The organism is Anaerolineales bacterium, from assembly GCA_030583885.1.
Taxonomy (GTDB): Bacteria; Chloroflexota; Anaerolineae; order Anaerolineales; family Villigracilaceae; genus Villigracilis.
Genome location: CP129480.1, coordinates 3,361,595 through 3,383,636 on the forward strand (window position 1 = coordinate 3,361,595; position 22,042 = coordinate 3,383,636).

The following is a 22,042-nucleotide window of genomic DNA, read 5'->3' on the forward strand; positions in this document are numbered from 1 at the left end:
ATTTACACAGGGACCTCACGCGGGCAAGTCAGCGGAGGTCTTTTTCTTTTGACCTTATCCGCCGCAGGCGGTATGATACATTAATTAAAACAAGAGGTATATAAACTATATGAGCAAGAAAAACAAGTTAAGAATTATCCCACTCGGGGGGCTGGGCGAAGTGGGAAAGAACATGATGGCCTACGAATTCGGCGGCGACATTATCGTGGTGGATGCCGGCATCATGTTCCCCAGGAACGACATGCTCGGCGTGGATTACATCATCCCGGACTTTGAATATTTAAAGAAACGCGCCAACCGCGTGCTGGGAATTTTCATCACGCATGGGCATGAGGACCATATCGGCGCGATCCAGCATGTGGTCGCGGATATTCCCGCGCCCATCCACGCCACCCCGCTTACCCGCGGTTTGATCGAGGGTAAATTGCTGCGAAACAACTCGCAGCACAAAGCGCAGTTCAAAACGATCCAGGCGGGTGAAACGACAAAAATCGGTCCCTTCACCATTGAATATTTCCATGTGAGTCATTCGATACCGGATGCCGTGGGGCTGGCCATCACCACCCCTGCGGGGTTGGTCATTCACATGAGCGACTTCAAATTCGACCACACTCCCGTGGATGGCTGGCCCACTGATTTCGCCAAACTCGCCGAGTTCTCCACCCGCGGCGTGGATCTGCTTCTTTCCGACTCCACCAACGCCGAACGCCCAGGCTGGACTCCCTCCGAGTCGGTTATTGGCCCCGCCTTCGACAAGGTCTTTGGCGAGGCCAAGGGGCGTGTGATCGTGGCGACATTTGCATCCCTGATCTCACGCGTGCAGCAGGTGGCAGATGCCGCCGCAAAGCACGGGCGCAAAATGGCGATTGCCGGTCCAAGCATGGTGGATAACGTCAAGGTTGCGCGCAAATTGGGTTATCTGGAGATCCCGGATGAAATGATCGTTCCACTGGACCAGGCTCTTCAAATGCAGGACCACAAGGTGGTTCTGATGTGCACCGGTTCACAAGGCGAACCGTCGTCCATCGTCGGGCGCTTATCCGCTGGCACGAACCGCCAGTTCGACCTCAAACCGAATGATACGATCGTGCTTTCCTCACACCCCATCCCCGGCAACGAGGAGACCATCAGCAAGACGATCAATCGCCTGCTGCGCCGCGGTGTAAAAGTCGTGGATGACGGAGTTGCCCCCATCCATGTCTCCGGCCACGCCGCGCAGGAGGAACAAAAACTGCTCATCAACCTGGTGCGCCCGAAACACTTCATGTCCATTCACGGTGAACTGCGCATGTTAAAACGCCATGCGCAACTGGCACAGGAGGTGGGCATGGATGAAAAGAATACAATCGTTGTTGAGAATGGGCAGATCGTTGAACTCGTCGGCAATAAAATCCAGCTGGGCGAGCGCATCCCCGGCGATTACATATTCGTGACCGGCGAATCCATCGGTGACATCGACCACGATGTGATGCGTGAACGCAGCCAGCTTGCCCGCAACGGCATCCTGCTGATTGACATCAGCCTGGACAAACTCACCGGAAAATTACTGCAGGAACCAGAGATCATCACGCGCGGATTCGTCTCACCGGATGATGCCGAGGAGCTTCTGCCCGAGGTTCGGAAACGCGTGATGAGCGTCATCCATGATGGAAAACTGGATGATGAAAAGGACATCGTCAACGCAGTCAAGAGCTATCTGCACCAGCAAACAAAACGAAGACCGATGGTCTTCGTCACGCTCAGCAAATCATAAACACCTGTGACCGTCGCAAGGCGGTCATTTTATTTTCCGGGCGATCTGCCGATCCACCTTGCCCATCGGGTACTCATCCAACGTATCGATCTTGACCCACTTCAAAGTATTGGTTTTGGGGAGTGAGACGGCTGTACAGCGGAAGGCATGAACCACAACCCGAAAGTGACTATACGCATGATATACAGTGACCAAGTCCGCCTCTTTCTTGACGTGAAGCTTGCGCGCTGCTTTCAAAGCTTTTTCCAACTCCCCAGCAGGATTCTCCTCCACCCTGGTGTTCGGGAATTCCCACATCCCGCCCAGCAATCCGGTTGACGGGCGTCGACTCAACAGCACCCGCCCGCGTTCCACGATCACCGCCGCCGCATGGACAAATTGGGGAACCTGCTTCTTCGGCTTCAACACGGGGCGCAATTCCTGTGTGCCGTTTTTACGCGCCTTGCACATTTTCTTTAATGGACATAGCAAACAGCGCGGATTCTTTGGGAGGCAAATGGTCGCGCCTACATCCATAAGCCCCTGGTTGAAATCCCCCGCGTTTCCCCTGGGTACATTCTGCGCAGCATATTCCCACAATTTTTTTTCACCAGCGGGCGAATCGGCGCGTTCCGTTACATCGTACAACCGCGCAAAGATGCGGCGCAGGTTGCCGTCCAGGGTCGGCGCGTCCATTTGGAAGGCAATCGACGCGATCGCACCAACCGTATAGCGGCCCACCCCCGGCAGGGAGCGCAAGGCTTCAAGATCACGAGGCAGCTCTCCGTTAAACTTCGAGGCGACAATTTTCGCGGCTTTGTGCAGGTTGCGTGCGCGGCTGTAATAGCCGAGTCCCTCCCAGGCGTTCAAAATATCCTGCTCTTTGGCAGCAGCCAATTTCTTCACATCGGGAAACAACTTCATCCATCTCTCAAAATAAGGGATGGCCGTTTCCACCCGCGTTTGCTGGAGCATGATCTCGGAGACCCAGACCGCGTACGGGTCGGGATGACCACGCCAGGGCAGGCTGCGTCCATGCCTTGCATACCATTTTAGAATCAGGGAGGAGAGCTTCATCTATGGACAGGTTTGCGGGAGCGGTGCGCTTTGAAAGGATCCAGCGCCGAAGTCAACCACGCGGGCATCCAAATAATCATCCACCCGGCAGGCCAGCACGATCACATCCGCACCCTGCCGAAAATCCAAGCGCTCCCTGGTGGCGAAGATCAGGTTATGGGGATTTTCATTGATCAGGATGAAACCGATGCGCGCAAAATCCCTTTCCACATAAGCAGGCCAAGGATTTGTGGAGGAAAGCCCTTCGCCCCGACGATACATACGGGGATACAGCATGCGTCCCTCCAAAAGGACGGCCTCCGGCTGGGAAAGGAAAGCCTCCAGCTCGGCGCGGTCGATCCCATTCCGCACAAGTCTTACGATCAATTCCTCCCGCGAGGAGGTATAACGCGGCTGGGCGAATCCCTTGGCAAGCCAGGGAAGCGCACCTATCAAAATAAATAAAGAGAGCACAAATGCGTACCGCACCTGGAATTTTTGCGGAACCATGCGCACTGGCCCGCCTGCAGACTCCAGGATCCTTGATTTCGCACCGAACAACAATGCCATTCCGCCTAAAAGCTCAATGGCTCCAATTGCAAAATAAAAATAGATCACCCAGTCCACAGGCAGGTTGTAGCGCCAGCTGGAGAAACGGGCAATGCCGTTCGAAAGGGCGTATCCGAGATTGAACGCCAGCGGGACGAGCCCAAGCCAGCCGGCCCGCCGCCACGTCGCGCCAAATCCAATGGCGATGATCGAGAGATACATCAGCATCAAGCCAAGGTTGTACCATTCCAGAGAGCCGTCCCATTCCATCCAATATAAATGGACGGGGGCCTGCAATCCGTAAAACGGCTTGATGAGCGGAAGCGCGAGCAGGCCGCCGATCTCGGTGTTCAAAAAGTGGGTGGTGATGAAATTGGCAACATAAGCGGGGTTTTCCAGCGTAAACGAGATGATACGCCGACCGACACTGTCTGTTTCAGGGTCGAACTGGCTGAGGTCCAGGTTCCCGCTGAAGGAATACTGGCTGTAGATGATGGCAACCTGGTTGGGGTCGTCAAAGGAAAATTTACCCGAGAGGGTGTAATTGTGCGTCAGCCAGGGCAGGACCACCAGCAGCATGGTCAAAGCAAAGGCCGCGCCTGTCTTGAGCCACTCCCCCGTTTTCCGTTGAAAGACAAACCACGCCAGGACGAACAGGACCGGCAAAGTGAGCATGGACTGTGTGCGGAACAACAGGAACAGGCCGAATGCCCCGCCTGCCACCAGCGTGGACTTCACGTCACGCCGCTCCAGCCACCAAATGGCAACCAGGCACATCAACGCAATGGCCATGGCGGTCGGGAAATCGGTGGTAAAGATCTTGGAATTGGCGACGCGGGTATTCGACGAGATCCACAAGCCGACCAGTTCGCGGAAAATGGCAAAGAGCGCGACGGTTAGGCCGGCGGCGGGAGAATGCAATTTCTTCGCAAGGAAGTAAAGCGCAACCGGAAAGAGCGCGAGCACAAGGGTCTGCGCGGCGATAATGGCGGGATAATCCTGCCCGAAGAGCAGGTGCAGGAAGGCCAGAAAGACCACATACAAGGGACGCGGCGGGATACCCCCGAAATAATCCGTGCCGATGAGCAGGCTCTGGGAGGCAAAGTCATAGTAGCCCGCATCGGAATACGGGAGCGGGGTATCCAAAGGCGGAGAACTCGGCGCATAGAAACTATTACGCAGGACATCCACAGGGACGCTGAGCCAGAGGACGGAGGCGGTGACGTACAACGCGGGCGGAAGGATGATATTCGTGATGCGGGAATCGGAGGTGGAAACAAGCAGTACGATGAAACCCAACAGAATGGAGAGGATGAACTGCCAGCCTTGGATGGCGACGCCCGGCTCCCCCCAGTATGCTGTATCCGCCGTGAGGCCGATCTTCGTGACGGCAGTGAACAGGAATATGGAAAGCAGAATGAAAAAGGCGATCAGGGCGGAAAGATAAACCGGTTTGCGTTTGGAAAACTCCTGCGCCTGAAATCCATTTTTGAGGAGCAGAAGGAAGATGACAGCTTGAACCCCAAGTATGAAAAAATACCAAAGCAATGGACCCAGCCGTTCGTAGTATGGCAGGAGTCCCTCGGGGTTAAGATAACGCAGAAGGAAGAGGAGCAGGCTCGAGGTCAGGGCCACAAGCGCGGAGGCGAGAATGACGGGGGCGCTGGCAAAGCGGCTGAAGCGGGTTGGGTCGCGGCGGGCAGAAAATCCCAGATAAATCCCCCCGAAAAGGAAGACGAGCAGGACGCCGAGCAAGCCTGTGCGCGCCAGTGAAAGTCCGCCTTCGGACGGGATCAGCAAAAGCGAAAGCACGGCAATTAAAGACTCGAAAGCCGCGGCAAAGAAGAACCACGGCCAGAGTCTCGAGAATTTTTGTGAAACTGGGTTAGAACTGGAAGCCGCCACGAACAGGTACAACCTTGTGTGAATAGTTCTTTACATACCCAAAGAGGCGTTCCTGCAGGAGCACCCAGTCCGTGGAGGCAAGGATGCGGCGCGCCACAGGCTCATCGCTGGCGATCAAGCCCACCTGGATTTGCGGATAGGAACCATAGATGGTCGCCCACGCTTCCGCGGGCTGCAGACCAAGCCGTTGCACGCCGGGCACAAATTCGCCGATGATGAACTCGAAGTATTCCTGATCTCGTTCGGCGGCAATATCCCAGGTCATGATCACTTTGACTGGCATGTTCTGTCCTTCGGGCATTATCCTTTTTGGTATTCCAGCACAACCACTTTGGTTTCGTCGGGCAGGCCCGAACGGGTGACCTTCAGCGCAGGCTGGGCGTCGATCTTGCCGAGCCCCATTTCCTTGATGAATTTGTTGAGCGCATCCAGTTTCAGTTTCGTATCCGCCGTGGAATAGTGCATCGGGACGACCAGGTTCGGCTCGAGCAGGCTGACGACCTCCGCAGCTTTGGCGGCATTCAAACCGCTTCCGCCTCCCACCGGGACGAGCAGCACGTTGACCGTTCCGAGCGCCTCCACCTCGCTTTGCGGGGGAATGTCCTGCATGTCGCCGAGGTGGGCGACGGTGATGCCGTCGTAGTCGAACACATAGAGCGTATTGCGGACAATATCCCTGCCCTTTTTGCCGCCCGGACCTGCGGTCTGCACGGCGGTGATGAAGACATCCCCGATCTCGAATTCGCCTGCGCCGGTCAGGACATGGGTCGTGCCCTTCACGGCGTCACTGTTGTTATGACCGGGCGCATCGTGGCTGATGGTGACGATCTCCGCCTTGAGTTTAAGCGGGTCATAGCCGACGACCTTATGGTCGAACGGGTCGGTGACGACGGTTGCGTAATTGCGTTCGGTGAGACGAAAACAGGAATGCCCGTACCAGGTGATTTCCATATAAAGTAAGCCTCCAAAGAAGATATTATACCCGATGTGAATTGATATAATCCTGCCATGCCAAAAACAAAGATCATCGTCTATCTCGAAGCCCTGTTCGCTGTGGTCGTGTGGGGCGCATCGTTCATCGCCACCAAGATCGCCGTCGGACAGATCTCCCCCATCTCGGTGGTGTGGATTCGCTTTGCGATGGGGATCCCCATCATTTTTCTTGCCGTCGCCGTGCGCAAACAATTCGCCTTCCCAAAAGGGAACGAATGGCTGTACTTTGCCCTGCTCGGTTTTCTGGGCATTTCCTTCCACCAGTGGCTGCAATCGAACGGATTGATCACCGCGCAAGCCACCACCACCGCGTGGATCGTCGCAACGACGCCCATGTTCATCGCCGTCCTCGGATGGCTGGCGCTCAAAGAGAAACTCACAATCGTACAATCCTCAGGCATTGCACTGGCAACGCTGGGCGTGCTGGTAGTGGTCAGCAAGGGGGATTTCACAGGTCTGGCTGTCGGGCAATTCGGCACAACAGGAGACGTGCTTATTCTCATCAGTTCGGTCAATTGGGCGGTATTTTCCATTCTCTCGCGGCATGGCTTGAAAAACCATCCATCCACGCGCATGACGTTCTGGGTGATGACTATCGGCTGGCTGATCACGTCCGTGGCGTTCTTCGCGCAGGGCAAAACCGCCGAGATTATGATGCTCGATGCGCGCGGCTGGTGGGCGATGATCTTCCTCGGCATCTTCACCACGGGTCTCGCCTACATTGCCTGGTTCGACGCGCTCAGCCAACTGCCCGCCGCGCAAACTGGCGCGTTCCTCTTTCTCGAGCCGCCCTCCAGCATGATCGTCGCGGCAATCGTACTGAACGAGCAGGTCACATGGGCATCTCTTCTCGGCGGTGCGGTGATCCTGCTCGGCATTTGGCTGGTGAACAGGAAGACATGAAATCACGAACCACGCCCAACGCAAGTGTTGAAAAAACGGATGGCGGCTATCTTTTGAAGATTCCCGCCGGGGATTCTTCCGCCTACCGCTTTTCCCAGATGGACGATTATTTCGGACTCTCCCGCAGGAAGTTTCCGCATCATTCCTTGACCCTCAGCCTGCGTGCGCGCACCTCGGCATTTCCCCTGCCCGGAACATGGGGCTTCGGGCTGTGGAACGATCCCTTCGGCATGTCGCTCGGGTTCGGCGGCAGGCGCTGGCAACTCCCCGCCCTGCCGAACGCGGCGTGGTTCTTTGGTGCATCAAAAGAGAATCATCTGTCGTTCAGCGACAAACCAGCCAATGGATTTTTGACACAATCATTCCACTCGCCAAAATTTCATCCACTGCTGGTTCCAACAGGGTTGGTTTTTCCGTTTTCAAGAAAAGCAACGAGAAAGTTTCTGAGCAAAGTGGTTGACGAAGATGCATCCGTTCTCAGCCTAGACCCAACCCGATGGCACGCATACAGGCTGGAGTGGAGTCAAAGAGGCGTTGCCTGGTATGTGGATGATGCGCGGGTGTTCGAGTCGCCTGTACGTCCGAATCCGCCGCTGGGACTGGTCATCTGGATCGATAATCAATTTGCATCGTTTACCCCCAATGGAAAAATCGGGTTCGGAGTCTTGGAAAACCCCGAACCCGCATGGTTGGAAATCGCTGGTCTGGATTTGGATTAGAACGCCCAGAACGCCGGCAGGAAGGCGCGCAACAGTGCATCGATGATGAGACCAAGGATGAGGAAGCCGCCAAACCTGCGATTGTGCTGGAAGGCAAAGCCTGAGAACCAGACAGGCCAGGCGGGCCAGCCTGCGGGCGCTTCGGCGGGTTTGGGCTTGTTCATCACACCGAGGACGGTGAGCGCTTCTTTGTAGGCAAGGAAAACGATCAGCATGGCGGGGGTGAAGTAGCGCGGCACGAAGACCAGATAGGCAATGACTAGGTAGATCGATGCGATGGCAATTTGATCCACGCGGCGCGCGGCGGCTTCGCCAACACGGACGGGGAAGGTGCCGACACCCTTGGCTTTGTCGTCGTCGTGCTTGTCAATATGCTTGGCGACGTTGATGCTGGCGACGCTCAATCCGAACGGAATGCCCGCGATGACCACGTTCCAGTTCCAGATGCCCGAAAGCACAAAATACACGCCCGCGATCATGATCGGTCCCCAGATCAGGAAGATGGCAAACTCGCCCAAGCCCCAATATTTGAAAGGATAGGTGTAAGCGAGCAGGACAACAGCACCAAAAGCGAACAGAGCGATGGTGGTCGTTGAGAAGTCGGTGTAGAACAGCGCGTATACGCCCGCCAGAGTCGCCAGCACTCCGCTGACGACGAACCAGCGGATCGAGGTTTTGTTATCCCAGAATTTCTGCACGAGCGGATGCACACCATATTGCGTGCGGAAGTAGTTATCCTCATCCACACCGCGGTTGTAGTCGGTGTAATCGTTGAGGATATTGTTCGTGCCGTGTGCAATAAAGAGGCCGAGGGTGACGATGAGAAACGGAGTCCACGAGAAATATCCGTCACGGGCGGCCAGAATGCCTGCAATCACACAGGAATAAACGGTGACGAGGGTCACCGCCGAGCGGGTGGCGATCAGCCATTTGGAGACGACATCGAGGGCTTCCCACTCTTTTTTGTCGTCCATCTTGATTAGCTGCCAGGAGGCTTTGCGCCACATAGCGAAATTGATGTGCATCCTACTCTCTCCTTGAGTATAAATTAAATAGCTTGCGCCGCACTATTATATCGAAGCGGGATTATACAACTGTTTTGTGAAATGTGGAACTTTCAGATTATAACAAAAAAGACCCCGAAAAGTTGCGGGTCACCAGGCTTTACATTCCCGATGCCTTTGCTTTATTCCAGAGGGCATCCATCTCCTGCAACGTCATGTCGGATAAATTCCGTCCCTGCCTTTTTGCGTCCGTTTCCACGTAGGCAAAACGCTTCTTGAATTTCAGATTCGTTTCACGCAATGCGGATTCGGCATCCACACCCCGCCAGCGGGTGAAGTTAACCAGCACAAAGAACAGGTCGCCCAGTTCACCCGTCACCTGTTCAAGGTTGTCAGCCTTTTTGATCTCGTCAATTTCCTCGCGAATCTTCTCGAGTACCCCGTCAATTTCAGGCCAGTCAAAACCGACGCGCGCGGCGCGGTCCTGATATTCCTGCGCCTGGCTCAAGGCCGGTAACGAGGCTGGCACACCATCCAAAATCCCCTTATCCTCTTTCTTCTTCCATCTTTCCTTTTCTTTCAACTTCTCCCAGTTCGCGAGCACACCTTCCACGCCGTCGAGTTTGATGTCGCCGAACACGTGCGGGTGGCGGCGGACGATCTTGTCGTAAATATGCCTGACAACATCCGTCATCGAGAAATCCCCTGTCTCGCTGGCGATCTGGGCGTTCAACAGCACTTGCAAAAGCAGGTCACCGAATTCCTCCCGCATGCCCGCCTTGTCATCTGCATCCATGGCGGAGAGCGCTTCGTAGGATTCTTCGAGCAGATGCTTGCGCAGGGTCTGGTGGGTCTGCTCTCTGTCCCACGGACAGCCGTCCGGGGCACGCAGGTGTGCCACGACCTCAGCGAATGATTCGATGGATGTCCCCTGCCCCAGGGAGGGGATGTAAAGGCTGGTGAACGGGGAAAAGCCGCCTTCACCAAAGGCACCTAATCTTTCTTCTTTTTTCTTGCCTCCATCCGCAACAAAAACCCCATGCTCTTCAGGATAAACCGCTAACAACACCGCCTTCACATGAAATGCCAGTTCGCGCGATTCAATTCCGAGGATCAAAATATCTACATCGGGCGGGGTGGGAGGATAATGTGCGGATGCAAACACCTGCGCATCGAGCAGGGTCAGTTTTGAGGGCGGTGTGAGGCGGAGCGTGTCAAATGCGGAGGCAACAAGGGAGAAGTCCATGATTTCCATATCCTTAAAACAAAACGTAATGCGTGCACAAAAGTGTATCACGCATTACGCGGTAACGTTGTGGAGAGAAATGATTCTAACGTTTGGTGTAGGTGGGAGCCTTGCGGGCTTTCTTGAGACCCGGCTTCTTACGTTCCTTCACGCGCGCATCGCGGGTGAGCAAACCTTTTTTGCGCAGGGCGGAGGTCCAGTCTGCATTGATGATCTGGAGCGCGCGGGCAACACCGAGGCGCACCGCTTCGGTCTGGCCGGTGGTGCCGCCGCCGCTGACCAGGACGGAAACATCGTATTTGTTGGATTCCTGACCCACTGCACCGAACGGGCGCAGGATGTCTTCAAGGTCACCGAGGCGGGTGAAGAACGCCGCGCCGTCTTTTTCGTTGACGGTGAACTTGCCGGAGCCGGTCACTAGGCGCACGCGGGCGGTGCTTGCCTTGCGGCGGCCAATGCCTTCATAATATTGAGCCATATTCACTTACCTCTTTATTTCAATTCTTGCGGATTTTGCACCGCATGCGGATGATCGGGGCCGGCATAGATCTTCAAACGCTTGAGCACGGCGCGTCCCATACGGTTGTGCGGCAGCATGCCCCACACGGCATCGCGCAGGGCGCGGTCGGGATGAGTGGCAAGCTGGTCGCGCAAGGAAATGCTCTTCAAGCCGCCGGGGTATCCTGAGTGGCTGTAGTAGATCTTTGATTCAAGTTTGGAGTGTGTCTTCGTACCGGTCACGGTGACACGCTCACAATTAACCACCACCACAAAATCACCCATCTCCACGCCGGGCGTGAAGGTTGGTTTGTGCTTTCCAAGCAGAATATGCGCGATGCGCGCGGCAAGACGCCCAAGGTTCTGCCCTTCTGCATTGATGACAACCCAGTCGCGCTGAATTTCAGCGGCTTTCGGATAATATGTCTTCTGTTGCACTTTCGTCTCTCCGTTTCTTTAACGTCATTTCAAAATGATCCATACGTTACTTCCATCAGTGTCAGCCCGTGCGCGGGAGCCAGCCCGGGGACGAGATTGCCCTGCCTCGCCAGGGCATGTTGGACTTTCTCAACCGAACATTTTCCCTGGGCGATTGATACCTGCACAAATACAAGTCTTCTTACCATGCGATATAAAAACGCATCTGCGCAGACTTCAAACTGCCACTCACCATCCTGTTTTTTTCTCCACTCGGATTTTGTCACGGTGCGCACCGTCGTCCCTTTTGGGGTTGTCGGTGAGCCAAAGGCGGCAAAATCATGTCTGCCGAGGAAGAAGCCTGCATTCCGCTTGAGGGCGTTTCCATCCAGAGGGGTGGCTATCCGCCATGCAAACCTCTCACGTAACGGGTTGCGGATGGGTTCGCAAAACAGCCCGTAGCGGTAGGTCCGCGAGGCCGCATCAAAGCGTGGATGAAAATCCGCCGGCACGGGACGCAGACTTCTAACTGCAAGGTCCGGCGGAAGATCGGCATTGAGCGCTTTGAGCAATTTCCCGTGCGGGTGCGTCCATTCGAAGTCGAATGCCGCAACCTGGCCGCTTGCGTGAACTCCCGTGTCTGTTCTGCCGGCCATAATGACCGATCCATCAGACCATCCCCGTTTACGAAGGGCTTTTTCAAATTCGCCCTGCACCGTTCGGGAGTTCGCCTGCCGCTGACTGCCGCTAAACCCGGCGCCATCATACGCAAGGATCACTTGGTAACGTGCCATGACAATGTCACTCTGAGGGAGCGTTCCCTGCGGCCGAAGAGTCTCCTTGCTTGTCGTGGAGATTCTGCGCTTCGCTCAGAATGAATGGAAACAAACTATTCTTCAACCAGTTCAAGAACAACCATCTCAGCTGAATCGCCGAAGCGGGGTCCGAGTTTTGTGACGCGGGTGTAACCGCCGTTGCGGGTTGCAAAGCGGGGGGCGATCTCGTCAAACAGGCGCTTGATGATCTGATTGTCACCCAGCCTGGAAACGGCCAGGCGGCGGGCATGGACTTTCTGCTCGGCCGTACCGTTTTCGCTGTTCTTGGCAAGCGTGATCAGGCGCTCGGCATCGCCGCGGATCGCGGCGGCTTTGGCCTTGGTGGTCTTGATCCGCTCGTGCGTAAAAAATTGTTTGATCAGGTTGCGGCGCAGGGCGATCCGTGCGCCCTTTGTGCGTCCCAATCTGTAACCTGCTATCGAATGTCGCATCTCTTAACTCTCCGAGGATGATTCGTCTTTCATGAAGCCCTTTTCACGCATCTTGTCGCGAAGTTCATCAAGGCTCTTCTCGCCAAAATTGCGGATGGACATGACCGCGGTCTCGCCTTTTTCCAGCAGGTCGAGCACGTCACCCACCGTGGTGATGCCGGTGCGCTTCAATGAATTGAAGACGCGCACGGAAAGATCCAGGGCTTCCACCGGTGTTTCCGCCAGTTCACTGCTCAAACGGCTTCCGGGTGTTTCACGTTCCACAGCCACAGCCAGCATCTCTTCGTTGACGCCCGCAATGTAACGCAGGTGATCGATCAGAATGCGGGCGGAGGAACTGAGGGCGCGTTCCGGGGAAATGGTGCCGTCCGTCCAAATTTCCAAAATCAATTTATCGTAGTTGGTGCTCTGGCCCACGCGCGCGGAGGCCACCTCCCAATTGACGCGCTTGACCGGGCTGAAGATGGCGTCCACCGGCAACTCGCCGATGGGCATATGCCCGGCGCGTTCATTGGACGGGGAGTAGCCGCGTCCGCGTTCCACTACGAATTCAATATCGTGCTTGGTCTTTGCGCCATCAACAGTGAAGAGGTAGGTATCCGGGTTGACGATCTCGATCTCAGCGGGGGCGATGATATCCGCCGCAGTGACCGTTCCTTCACCGCGCACTTCCAACTGCATGCGGGCGCTGTCCACGCCGTCCATTTTGATGCGAATCTGCTTGACCTGCAGCATAACCTGAATGACGTCTTCACGCACGCCAGGGATGTCGCTGAATTCATGCAGAACATCCGCAAAGCGCACGGAGGTAATGGCTGTTCCCTCCAGAGAGGAGAGCAGGACGCGGCGCAGGGCATTGCCCAACGTCACGCCGTAGCCGCCTTCCAGCGGGCTGATTGTGAATTTGCCGTAGTTTCGAGCTTCTGCTTCACGCTCGATTTTCGGCATGACCATGTTCGTGATGATTCCCGTCACGGTTCACCTGTCCCTTATAATAATGCTTCGGGCCGGGTACCAGACGTACGGTCTGACCCGAAGCGCAACTGGAGGATTAGCGTCTGGAGTAGTATTCGACGATCAATTGTTCGTCGAGACTTCCGTCAATTTCAGCACGTTCCGGCATACGCGCCACTGAACCCGTCATGGATTTAACATCACGACTGAGCCAGGATGGCGTATTACGCTTTTCGGCGTATGCGTCCAGCTCCTTGAAATAGGTCAATTTGCTGGAGCCTTCGCGCACGGTGATGATATCGCCTTCGCTCAGGAGCATGGAAGGGACATCGGTGCGGCGGCCATTTACAGTGAAATGACCGTGCGTCACAAGCAAACGAGCCTGTGAGCGGCTGGAGGCGAATCCAAGGCGAAACACCACGTTATCGAGGCGGGACTCAAGAATTTGCAGCAATTCCAAACCCGTGAGACCGCGGCGTGTGATCGCTGTATCGTAATAGCGGCGGAACTGGCGTTCCAGCACGCCGTAGATGCGGCGGGCCTTCTGCTTGGCGCGCAACTGGCGGGCAAAGTCGGAGGCGCGCCCCGTGCCCATGCCTTTACCGCCGCCGCGTCCCGCGGTGCGGCCGTGTTGACCCGGCGCAAAACTGCGCTTGTCAAAGGAGCATTTTGGCGTAAAACAACGCTCGCCTTTGAGGAAGAGCTTTTCGCCCTCGCGACGGCAAAGTTTACAAACCGGACTTAATAATTTAGCCATATATCAAGAACCTCTTCAATTACACGCGTCGCTTTTTCGGAGGGCGGCAGCCGTTGTGCGGCACCGGGGTAATATCTGAAATGGAGCGAACTTTCAAACCGATGGACTGAACGGCACGGATGGCATTCTCGCGGCCCGGACCGGGTCCCTTGACAAAAAGATCCACTTCCTGCAGGCCCAGCTGCTGGGCGGCTTTCAAAGCCTGTTCGGCAGCAAGACGTGCGGCGAAGGGGGTGCTTTTGCGCGAGCCTTTAAAGCCCGCAGAACCTGCTGAACCCCAGGCAACCGTGTTGCCTTCCGTATCTGTGACAGTCACAATGGTATTGTTAAAGGAGGCAAAAATATGCACCTGTCCGGAGGACAGGGTACGCTTCCCTTTTTTCGCGCCAGCGGCGCGGCGGGTGGAACGAACACTCTGAGCCATGTTTCTTGTTTACCTTTCGGACAGGATTATTTCTTGGCGCCCTTGCGGCGGCCTCGGCCTGCAACCGTTTTCTTGGTGCCCTTGCGGGTGCGGCCATTTGTCTTGGTACGCTGACCGCGGACGGGCAGGTTGCGGCGGTGGCGCAAACCGCGATACGAGCCGATTTCGATCAGGCGCTTGACGTTCATTTGAACTTCGCGGCGCAGATCGCCTTCGACCTTGAAATTTTTGGAGATCACTTCGCGAATTGCGGAAACCTCCGCTTCGCTCAAATCCTTGATGCGCGTATCAGGATTAACCTTGGTCTGAGCCAAAATCTTCTGAGCACGCGTCGGCCCAATGCCAAAAAGGTAGGTCAGGCCAACTTCAACCCGCTTGTTGCGGGGCAGATCAACACCTTCAATTCTCGCCATAGGTCACCACACTACCCCTGTCTTTGTTTATGTTTTGGATTTTCGCAAATGATAAAAATCACGCCCTTGCGCCGGACAATCCGGCACTTGGCACAACGCTTGCGAATGGATGGTGAAACTTTCATGAAAAACTCCTTGCTCACGGCTGTTAACTCGACAGCCAAAGGTCTGATTATACTGTTTGATTACCAAATCGTCCATCTTTTAACGGTTGTCTGCGAGGTTCACAAGACAGTCAGGATGAGAGGTTCTCCTTCGGTGACGGCAATCGTATGTTCAAAATGCGCCGTCAACGAACCATCTGCAGAGACAACCGTCCAATTATCCGGCAGGACGCGGGTTTCATACGTCCCAACGAGCACCATGGGCTCGAGCGCGATGGTCACCCCGGGGCGGAGCAAGATGCCGCTTCCGGCCGCGCCGATATTTGGCACCTGCGGACCTTCATGCATGTCCTTCCCGACGCCATGTCCCGTATATTCACGGGTGACATGGAGACCACGGCTTTCCACATAATTCTGTATCGCCGCCGAGATGTCACCTGTGCGTTTGCCTTTGCGCATGTTTTCAATGCCGGCATACAACGCGCCTTCGGTGACCTCGAGCAGGTTCGCCGCTGCGGGAGAGATCTCCCCGACCCCGGCAGTGAAAGCGGAGTCCGCGACGAAGCCCTCAAAGATGGTGCCGCAGTCTATCGAGACGATATCCCCCTCCTTCAACCTGCGTTTCGGGTGGGGAATGCCATGCACCATCTCGTCGTTGATGCAGACGGTGATGGAGGCAGGGAACGGCGGACGCCCATAGCCTTTGAATGGCGAGACACATCCGTATGACTTCAGCACTTCCTCAGCAGCCGCGTTGAGGTCCGCTGTCATCACACCTGGTTGTAAACGTTCTTTTATTGCTGCCAGAACGGTTGCATTGATGCGTCCCGCTTCGCGCATGGTTCTGATCTGCGCGGGGGTCTTTATATTGATCTGGCGATCCCGACTCATTCTGTTCGACCTGCTTTTCAACAGAGCATTCGAGGCAGGCTCTGTATACTCACAATATATTATCTACCCAGGGCGGCGAGCAGTTTTTGGGTTACCTGCTCCACGGCCTGTGTTCCGTCGATCTCGATCAGCTTTCCGCCCGCGCGGAAATACTCCACTAGGGGCATGGTCTGTTCAAGGTAGACACGGATGCGATTCGTGACCGTTTCAACCTTGTCATCATCGCGTTGGTACAACTCGGAACCATCCACATCACAAACACCCGTCTTCTGGGGGGGGCTGAATTTTTGGTGATAAATATGTCCCTGTTCGCGGCAGGTCCAGCGTCCACTGGCGCGTTCGACGAGGATGGACTCTGCGGCGGTGATGTATGGGACCGCATTCACCGCGCCGCCAAATCCAGCGAGCATCTTCTCCAGTGCCTCTGCCTGTGCCGGGGTGCGGGGAAACCCGTCGAGGATCGCCCCAGCCTCACAGTCCGCACGAGCGAGGCGGTCGCGGATCATGCTGATGGTCACGTCATCGGGAACCAGTTCACCCTTGTCCATGAAGGATTTGGCAAGTCTGCCAAGTTCGGTTTTATTTTTAAGGTTCTCGCGGAAGAGGTCTCCCGAAGAGACGTGCGCGAGTTTGGTCGTATCCGCCAGAATTTTGGCCTGGGTTCCTTTACCAACACCGGGGGGACCGAGCAGGACGATAAAGGTAGCCATCATACTCCTTAGCGGACGAGCAATGAATCCTGATAGCCGTGCAGTTTCAGTTCAGCATCAATGTTTTGGAAGGTGTCACGAACCACACCGACAACGATGAGCAATCCGGATGAAGTCAGGAGGAATATACCGGTTTGCGAACTGGCGGCAGCAAGACCAAGCGAACTGAGCAACAACCCAAGCAGGAACGGCATGATGGCAACAATGCCGAGGAATACCGCACCCACCAGGGTAATGCGCCTTTGCACCGTACTCAAATATTTTTGAGTGGGCGCGCCGGTGTGCACGCCGGGGACGGTTGCCCCAACCTTCCTGAGGTTCTCGCCATAATTCTGCTGGTCGAACAGCACGGAAGTATAGAAGAAGGTGAAAATGACCACCATCAGGAAGTAGATCGTCCAGTACCCCCAGTTGCTGGTACCGGTGGCACCAAAGAAATTCTGGACGCCGAGGAAGAATTCGCGCACACCGGAGTTTTCACTTTGCGTGAAGTAGCTGGAGAGGATGGTCGGGAATTGCAGAATGGCGCTGGCGAAGATCAACGGGATCATGCCGGCAAGGTTGACCATCAGGGGCAACTTTCCTTTAACGGGCATCGACATGCGGTTGCCCACACGGCGTCCGGGGTACATGACCGGCACATTGCGGCGTCCCTGCTGGACAAAAACGATGGCAAACACGATCAGCGCAATAACAATGAGGGCAAACGCCAACATAAACCAGCGGGTTGCTTCATCCGACAGAAGCGATACGAGGTTTGCCGGCATTTGCGAGACGATGCCCGCAAAAATGACAAGGGACAGACCCTGTCCGCGGATGCCGTATTCGGAAATCAACTCACCCAGCCAGATGGCGAACATGGTACCCGCCGTCATGGCGATCAAAACCGTCCATGAGGAAAGCGCCCTGTCGGCGTCCAATAAACTGAACGGAAGAATTGGCTGTCCAATCGCCTGAATGGACAGGGAATTGAAGATATTGATCTGCCCGATCGCCGAAAGTGCCGCCATCGGCACGGCAAGATAGTACGTCCATTTTTCCTGCCAGCGGCGGGCTTCGCGCGGGTCTTCCTGCATGCGGCGCTGGAGGGAGGGGATGATCGGGATCAATAACTGCAGGATGATCTGCGCGGTAATGTACGGATACACGCCCATGGACAGCAGCGAGAAATTGGATACCGTGCCGCCGGAGAGCATGTCCAGGAAGCCGAGGAAATTCCCCTGACCGCTGGATGAGGACATGAAAGCGGCGAGGATCTCAAAATCCACGCCCGGAGCGGGCACGTTTGCCGCAAGCCTGTAAATCGAAAGAATGATAAAAGTAATGACCAGTTTGCGGCGGATATCTTCCGACTTCCAAAGGTAACGCCATCCTGAAAAGGTGGTCTTCATGCAAAGTGTCCTTTATCTCGGTCTAGGCAATCAATTCAACAGTGCCGCCGGCCTTTTCGATCTTGGCTTTGGCGCCAGCGCTGACACGGTGCACACGCACCTTGAGGGCGACGGTCATCTCTCCACGACCCAGAACAACTATCGGGTTGCGTGAATCGCGCAGCAGGTGCGCTTTCTCAAGCGTCTCAGGGTTCACTTCCGTATCGGTTTTAAATACCTGCGACAGCTGGTCCAGGTTCACTTCATTGAAGGTAACCTGGTTTGGCGGAGTGAAGCCTTCACCGCGCATAAAGGGAAGGCGGCGGTAGAAAGGCAGGTTGCCGCCCTGGCGATAGAGATTCCCGCCTTCGCCGGAGCGCGAGCCCTGTCCCTTGGTACCGCGCCCAGCAGTTTTGCCCTGACCCGCTGAAATGCCGCGGCCCACGCGTTTTTTATTCTTTTTAGACCCAACATTGGGTACGAGATCGTGTAGTTTCATAGCTGTTAATTAACCTACTCTTCGATCTTGAGCAAATGGACGACCTTGTTCAACATGCCGCGCAATGCGGGTGAATCCTTGTGCTCAACAGTTTGGTGTAAACGGCGCAGACCAAGCGCTTTGACGGTGGCTTTCTGGTCCTTGGTATACCCAATGGCACTGCGGACCAAGGTCACACGCAGGGTCTTCCCTGAAGTTTCTTTCTTAGGCATGCTGCTTCCTCCGCTCCCAGAACGGCATCAATTCCTCCACCCGCTTGCCGCGGCGTGCCGCTTCAATGGCAGGCGAACGAAGACCGTCGAGTGCATCAAAAGTTGCCATCACAACGTTGAGGACGTTCGCACTTCCCATGGATTTGGTGAGAATATCGCGCACGCCAGCCAGTTCCAACACAGCACGGACCCCACCTGCGGCGATTACACCGGTACCAGCGGAAGCGGGCTTGAGGAACACTCTGGCGCCAGCCACTTTGCCCAGCGCTTCATGAGGAATGGTCGTGCCGGAGAGATTGACCGCACGCAAGTCCCTGCGGGCACGCTCCGACGCCTTGCGCATCGCATCCGGAACGGCATTCGCCTTGCCGATGCCCATGCCAACGGTGCCTTTCTTGTCGCCGACAACAACGGTCACACGGAACTGAAAGCGGCGTCCACCTTTGACGACTTTTGCCACGCGGGCAATTTCGATCACACGCTCTTCGTAGGCATCCTGCGTCTCATACTGCTGTTGCTTTTCAAATTTTTTTTCTGCCATATCTTTCTCCATGTAACAGCAGACCTAGTCTGCTGCAGCACACCTTAGAATTGCAAACCGCCTTCACGCGCGCCATCGGCCAATGCCTTCACCCGGCCCACGTAGCGGAAGCCGCCGCGATCAAACACAACGGAGGAAATCCCTTTGGATTTGGCGCGTTCAGCGACCGCTTTTCCAATGGCTTTCGCCTGTTCGGTCTTCTTCAACCCTTTCATCTGCTCCCGCAGTTCCTTATCCACGGTGGAAGCGGAGATCAGGGTATTTCCCTGAACATCGTCAATGACCTGGGCATAAATACCGCTGAGGCTCTTGAACACGTTCAAGCGGGGGCGGGCATCTGTACCGGAAACATGCTTGCGAACACGCACATGACGGCGCTCGCGAGCGAGGGAACGACTCTTATTCTTCGCCATGACCTACTTGGCTCCTTTCCCGGCCTTGCCGGCTTTACGGCGGATGCGCTCGCCAAGATAACGCAAGCCCTTACCGTGATACGGTTCCGGCGGGCGTACCTTGCGGACGTTAGCCGCCACCTGGCCAACCAGTTCCTTATCGAAGCCCAGCACCTTGATCTGGCGGGTCTTCGCATCTGTTTCGAATGACACACCCGTCGGAGGGTCCATTTTTACCGGGTGTGAATAACCGACAAACAGGGCAAGCTTGGTTCCTTCCATTTCAGCGCGGTAGCCCACGCCTTCCACTTCCAGAACCACTTCAAAACCCTTGCTAACACCGTGGATCATATTCGCAAGCACGGCACGTGTCGTGCCATGCATGGCACGTTCAGCGGGAACATCCGAATTGCGGGTAATGTTCAACTGATTATCCTCCATCTTGATACCAACCAAGTTGGAAAACTCCCGTTGCATTTCACCTTTCGGGCCCTTCACGCGAACATGGGAACCATTCAGTTCCACCTGCACGCCACTGGGAATATCTATTGGCAAACGACCAATGCGAGACACAATAAACCTCCTACCACACCTTGCAGATGATCTCGCCGCCCACGCCCAATTGTCGGGCACGCACGCCGGTCATGACACCCTTGGGAGTCGAGAGAATGGCAACGCCAATCCCCGAAAGCACCCACGGAATATCCGTCTTCTTGGTGTAGATGCGGCGGCCTGGCTTGCTGACACGCTCCACGCCGGAGAGCACTGCGCGGCGCTGGCGGCGTTCGCCAACGTACTTAATTTTCACGCGCAGAATTTTTTGTTCCTCGTGTTCACCATCCACCATTTCATAACTTTCGAGAAAGCCTTCATCCTTCAGGATTCTGGCGATCTCCAATTTAATCTTTGAGTTGGGCATCGCAACCTGGGCATGGCCTGCCATGACAGCATTACGAATGCGGGTCAACATATCAGCGATCGGATCAGTAAATGACATGATCTACCTCCACCTGGGGTTACCAGGACGCCTTTACAACGCCAGGGATTTTGCCCGTCAACGCCAGTTCACGGAAACAAATACGGCACAAAGCAAAACGGCGAATATACCCGCGCGGGCGTCCGCATCGCTGACAACGATTGCGCACCTGCACGGCATGGCGGCGGCGCAATTCACGATATTGCATACATTTCTTTGCCATAGATTAAGCTTCCTTCTTGTTGCTGAACGGCATTCCGAGCAACTGCAATAGTGCACGAGCTTCATCATCGTTTTTCGCAGAGGTTACAATCGTGACCTCCATGCCGCGCAATTTATCAATTTTGTCATACTCGATCTCAGGAAAAACCAGCTGATCCTTAAGACCGAGCGTGTAATTTCCGCGACCATCAAACGCATTAGCCGAAATGCCGCGGAAATCGCGAACGCGGGGCAGGGCAATGTTCACAAGACGGTCAAAGAAAGCCCACATGCGGGGACCACGCAGGGTCACCTTGGTGCCGATCAAACGTCCCTCACGCAGTTTAAAGTTCGCAATGCTGTTGCGGGCCTTGGTCTGCACCGGTTTCTGGGTGGTGATCTGCATCAGATCCGCTGTGGCAGCATCCAACGCCTTGGGGTTATCCAACGCCTCTCCAACACCGATGTTCACAACGATCTTCTCCAAACGCGGCACCTGCATCACGTTCTTGAAACCGAATGATTTGAACAGGGCGGGGGCAACTTCCTGGGTATAGAGTTCTTTCATTCTGTTCATCTGTATTCGCTCCACGGCCTAGTCAATCGTGGCCTCACAATTCTTGCAAACGCGGTGAGCACCTTCATCATCCCGTTGGACGCCAACGCGTGTGGGTTCACTGCATTTCGGGCAGACCAGCATCACGTTCGAGATGTCGACCGGTCCCTCGAACTGGATCCTGCCCGGGTTAATATTTTTACCCGCCTTGGTCTGCACCTGCTTCTGATGCTTGACGCGGATATTCACACCCTGCACGAACACGCGGCGGTCGGCAAGATTCACATTGATGACCTCGCCGCGCTTGCCTTTATCTTCGAGTCTTCCGCTGATCACTTCGACTGTATCGCCTTTTCGAATCTTAACTTTCATTCTTTGCTCCTACAGCACTTCCGGGGCCAGCGACACGATCTTCATATAACCCTTGTCGCGCAGTTCACGCGCCACCGGTCCGAAGATACGAGTGCCCCTCGGGTTTTCGCCGTCCGCATCCAGGATGACCGCGGCGTTATCGTCAAAGCGGATGTACGAACCATCTTCGCGGCGCCATTCCTTCGTGCAACGCACAATAACGGCTTTCACAACTTCACTTTTTTTCACGGAGCCCTGCGGAGTGGCGGCTTTCACCGTCGCAACCACCACATCGCCAATGGCTCCATACTTACGGCGCGAACCACCCAGCACCTGGATGACAAGTATTTCACGCGCGCCGGTATTATCGGCAACCTTCAATCGGGATTCCTGCTGGATCAT

The 22,042-nt window shown here is 55.5% G+C and carries 31 protein-coding genes; 3 read left to right on the plus strand and 28 right to left on the minus strand.

Translation table 11 applies throughout. From position 1 onward, the window contains the following. The first annotated feature begins 109 nt into the window (after positions 1–109). Positions 110–1,753 carry a ribonuclease J gene (locus QY332_16840; protein ID WKZ35282.1) on the plus strand — a complete coding sequence of 548 codons (1,644 nt, stop codon included), beginning with the start codon at positions 110–112 and terminating at the stop codon, positions 1,751–1,753. 24 nt (positions 1,754–1,777) lie between these two features. On the opposite strand, the gene mutY is transcribed toward QY332_16840, so the two are convergent. From mutY to QY332_16860, 4 genes are read right to left on the minus strand one after another with little or no spacing between them, the layout of a single operon-like run. Beyond that, the gene (gene mutY, locus QY332_16845; GenBank protein ID WKZ35283.1) at positions 1,778–2,809 is read right to left on the minus strand and encodes an A/G-specific adenine glycosylase; all 1,032 of its coding nucleotides are present in this window, start codon (positions 2,807–2,809) and stop codon (positions 1,778–1,780) included. After that, positions 2,810–5,242: a glycosyltransferase family 39 protein gene (locus tag QY332_16850; GenBank protein WKZ35284.1), complete on the minus strand. Its 2,433-nt coding sequence runs from the start codon at positions 5,240–5,242 to the stop codon at positions 2,810–2,812. Then, on the minus strand, positions 5,223–5,525 hold the full coding sequence (locus tag QY332_16855; protein ID WKZ35285.1) for a hypothetical protein: 303 nt from the start codon (positions 5,523–5,525) through the stop codon (positions 5,223–5,225). Before QY332_16855 ends, QY332_16850 begins: the two co-directional genes overlap by 20 nt. A gap of 17 nt (positions 5,526–5,542) precedes the next feature. After that, the gene (locus tag QY332_16860) at positions 5,543–6,193 is read right to left on the minus strand and encodes an MBL fold metallo-hydrolase (protein ID WKZ35286.1); all 651 of its coding nucleotides are present in this window, start codon (positions 6,191–6,193) and stop codon (positions 5,543–5,545) included. A 57-nt stretch (positions 6,194–6,250) separates the two neighbouring features. On the opposite strand from QY332_16860, the gene QY332_16865 reads away from it, so the two are divergent. Both QY332_16865 and QY332_16870 read left to right on the plus strand, forming a co-directional pair. After that, positions 6,251–7,138 carry a DMT family transporter gene (locus QY332_16865; protein WKZ35287.1) on the plus strand — a complete coding sequence of 296 codons (888 nt, stop codon included), beginning with the start codon at positions 6,251–6,253 and terminating at the stop codon, positions 7,136–7,138. Beyond that, complete coding sequence (locus QY332_16870; protein WKZ35288.1) at positions 7,135–7,857, plus strand: hypothetical protein; 723 nt, start codon at positions 7,135–7,137, stop codon at positions 7,855–7,857. Before QY332_16865 ends, QY332_16870 begins: the two co-directional genes overlap by 4 nt. Here the strand turns inward: QY332_16870 and QY332_16875 are convergent. The 24 genes from QY332_16875 to rplN form a co-directional block, all read right to left on the minus strand. Then, positions 7,854–8,882, minus strand: a complete 1,029-nt coding sequence (locus tag QY332_16875; GenBank protein ID WKZ35289.1) for a prenyltransferase — start codon at positions 8,880–8,882, stop codon at positions 7,854–7,856. The genes QY332_16870 and QY332_16875 overlap by 4 nt on opposite strands. A gap of 139 nt (positions 8,883–9,021) precedes the next feature. Beyond that, positions 9,022–10,107: a nucleoside triphosphate pyrophosphohydrolase gene (gene mazG, locus QY332_16880; protein ID WKZ35290.1), complete on the minus strand. Its 1,086-nt coding sequence runs from the start codon at positions 10,105–10,107 to the stop codon at positions 9,022–9,024. 85 nt (positions 10,108–10,192) lie between these two features. Next, entirely contained in the window at positions 10,193–10,585 is a 393-nt protein-coding gene (rpsI, locus tag QY332_16885; protein ID WKZ35291.1) for a 30S ribosomal protein S9, read from the minus strand. Positions 10,586–10,599: 14 nt separating this feature from the next. Then, entirely contained in the window at positions 10,600–11,043 is a 444-nt protein-coding gene (gene rplM / locus QY332_16890) for a 50S ribosomal protein L13 (GenBank protein WKZ35292.1), read from the minus strand. A gap of 29 nt (positions 11,044–11,072) precedes the next feature. Next, complete coding sequence (gene truA, locus QY332_16895; protein ID WKZ35293.1) at positions 11,073–11,816, minus strand: tRNA pseudouridine(38-40) synthase TruA; 744 nt, start codon at positions 11,814–11,816, stop codon at positions 11,073–11,075. Positions 11,817–11,911: 95 nt separating this feature from the next. Continuing rightward, positions 11,912–12,289, minus strand: coding sequence for a 50S ribosomal protein L17 (gene rplQ / locus QY332_16900; protein WKZ35294.1), 378 nt, complete (start codon positions 12,287–12,289; stop codon positions 11,912–11,914). Positions 12,290–12,292: 3 nt separating this feature from the next. Beyond that, complete coding sequence (locus QY332_16905; protein WKZ35295.1) at positions 12,293–13,264, minus strand: DNA-directed RNA polymerase subunit alpha; 972 nt, start codon at positions 13,262–13,264, stop codon at positions 12,293–12,295. Between the two features lie 76 nt (positions 13,265–13,340). After that, the gene (rpsD, locus tag QY332_16910) at positions 13,341–14,000 is read right to left on the minus strand and encodes a 30S ribosomal protein S4 (protein ID WKZ35296.1); all 660 of its coding nucleotides are present in this window, start codon (positions 13,998–14,000) and stop codon (positions 13,341–13,343) included. 19 nt (positions 14,001–14,019) lie between these two features. Next, complete coding sequence (gene rpsK, locus QY332_16915) at positions 14,020–14,424, minus strand: 30S ribosomal protein S11 (GenBank protein WKZ35297.1); 405 nt, start codon at positions 14,422–14,424, stop codon at positions 14,020–14,022. A gap of 26 nt (positions 14,425–14,450) precedes the next feature. Then, positions 14,451–14,837, minus strand: coding sequence for a 30S ribosomal protein S13 (rpsM, locus tag QY332_16920; protein ID WKZ35298.1), 387 nt, complete (start codon positions 14,835–14,837; stop codon positions 14,451–14,453). A gap of 11 nt (positions 14,838–14,848) precedes the next feature. Continuing rightward, complete coding sequence (rpmJ, locus tag QY332_16925; GenBank protein WKZ35299.1) at positions 14,849–14,962, minus strand: 50S ribosomal protein L36; 114 nt, start codon at positions 14,960–14,962, stop codon at positions 14,849–14,851. 99 nt (positions 14,963–15,061) lie between these two features. Next, complete coding sequence (gene map, locus QY332_16930; protein WKZ35300.1) at positions 15,062–15,832, minus strand: type I methionyl aminopeptidase; 771 nt, start codon at positions 15,830–15,832, stop codon at positions 15,062–15,064. Between the two features lie 59 nt (positions 15,833–15,891). Further along, positions 15,892–16,545 (minus strand): adenylate kinase, encoded by a 654-nt coding sequence (locus QY332_16935; GenBank protein ID WKZ35301.1) that lies wholly within the window; start codon positions 16,543–16,545, stop codon positions 15,892–15,894. A gap of 5 nt (positions 16,546–16,550) precedes the next feature. Further along, the gene (secY, locus tag QY332_16940) at positions 16,551–17,933 is read right to left on the minus strand and encodes a preprotein translocase subunit SecY (GenBank protein WKZ35302.1); all 1,383 of its coding nucleotides are present in this window, start codon (positions 17,931–17,933) and stop codon (positions 16,551–16,553) included. Between the two features lie 22 nt (positions 17,934–17,955). Then, on the minus strand, positions 17,956–18,411 hold the full coding sequence (gene rplO, locus QY332_16945; protein ID WKZ35303.1) for a 50S ribosomal protein L15: 456 nt from the start codon (positions 18,409–18,411) through the stop codon (positions 17,956–17,958). Positions 18,412–18,425: 14 nt separating this feature from the next. Then, on the minus strand, positions 18,426–18,623 hold the full coding sequence (rpmD, locus tag QY332_16950) for a 50S ribosomal protein L30 (GenBank protein ID WKZ35304.1): 198 nt from the start codon (positions 18,621–18,623) through the stop codon (positions 18,426–18,428). Then, positions 18,616–19,164: a 30S ribosomal protein S5 gene (rpsE, locus tag QY332_16955; GenBank protein WKZ35305.1), complete on the minus strand. Its 549-nt coding sequence runs from the start codon at positions 19,162–19,164 to the stop codon at positions 18,616–18,618. The genes rpmD and rpsE overlap by 8 nt, the downstream gene beginning before the upstream one ends. Positions 19,165–19,208: 44 nt before the next feature. Beyond that, positions 19,209–19,577 (minus strand): 50S ribosomal protein L18, encoded by a 369-nt coding sequence (rplR, locus tag QY332_16960; protein WKZ35306.1) that lies wholly within the window; start codon positions 19,575–19,577, stop codon positions 19,209–19,211. A gap of 3 nt (positions 19,578–19,580) precedes the next feature. Then, positions 19,581–20,129: a 50S ribosomal protein L6 gene (rplF, locus tag QY332_16965; protein ID WKZ35307.1), complete on the minus strand. Its 549-nt coding sequence runs from the start codon at positions 20,127–20,129 to the stop codon at positions 19,581–19,583. 10 nt (positions 20,130–20,139) lie between these two features. Then, the gene (gene rpsH, locus QY332_16970; protein ID WKZ35308.1) at positions 20,140–20,553 is read right to left on the minus strand and encodes a 30S ribosomal protein S8; all 414 of its coding nucleotides are present in this window, start codon (positions 20,551–20,553) and stop codon (positions 20,140–20,142) included. 19 nt (positions 20,554–20,572) lie between these two features. After that, positions 20,573–20,755 carry a type Z 30S ribosomal protein S14 gene (locus QY332_16975; protein ID WKZ35309.1) on the minus strand — a complete coding sequence of 61 codons (183 nt, stop codon included), beginning with the start codon at positions 20,753–20,755 and terminating at the stop codon, positions 20,573–20,575. Between the two features lie 3 nt (positions 20,756–20,758). Then, entirely contained in the window at positions 20,759–21,310 is a 552-nt protein-coding gene (gene rplE / locus QY332_16980; GenBank protein WKZ35310.1) for a 50S ribosomal protein L5, read from the minus strand. 18 nt (positions 21,311–21,328) lie between these two features. Further along, complete coding sequence (rplX, locus tag QY332_16985) at positions 21,329–21,661, minus strand: 50S ribosomal protein L24 (protein ID WKZ35311.1); 333 nt, start codon at positions 21,659–21,661, stop codon at positions 21,329–21,331. 9 nt (positions 21,662–21,670) lie between these two features. After that, on the minus strand, positions 21,671–22,042 hold the full coding sequence (rplN, locus tag QY332_16990; protein WKZ35312.1) for a 50S ribosomal protein L14: 372 nt from the start codon (positions 22,040–22,042) through the stop codon (positions 21,671–21,673).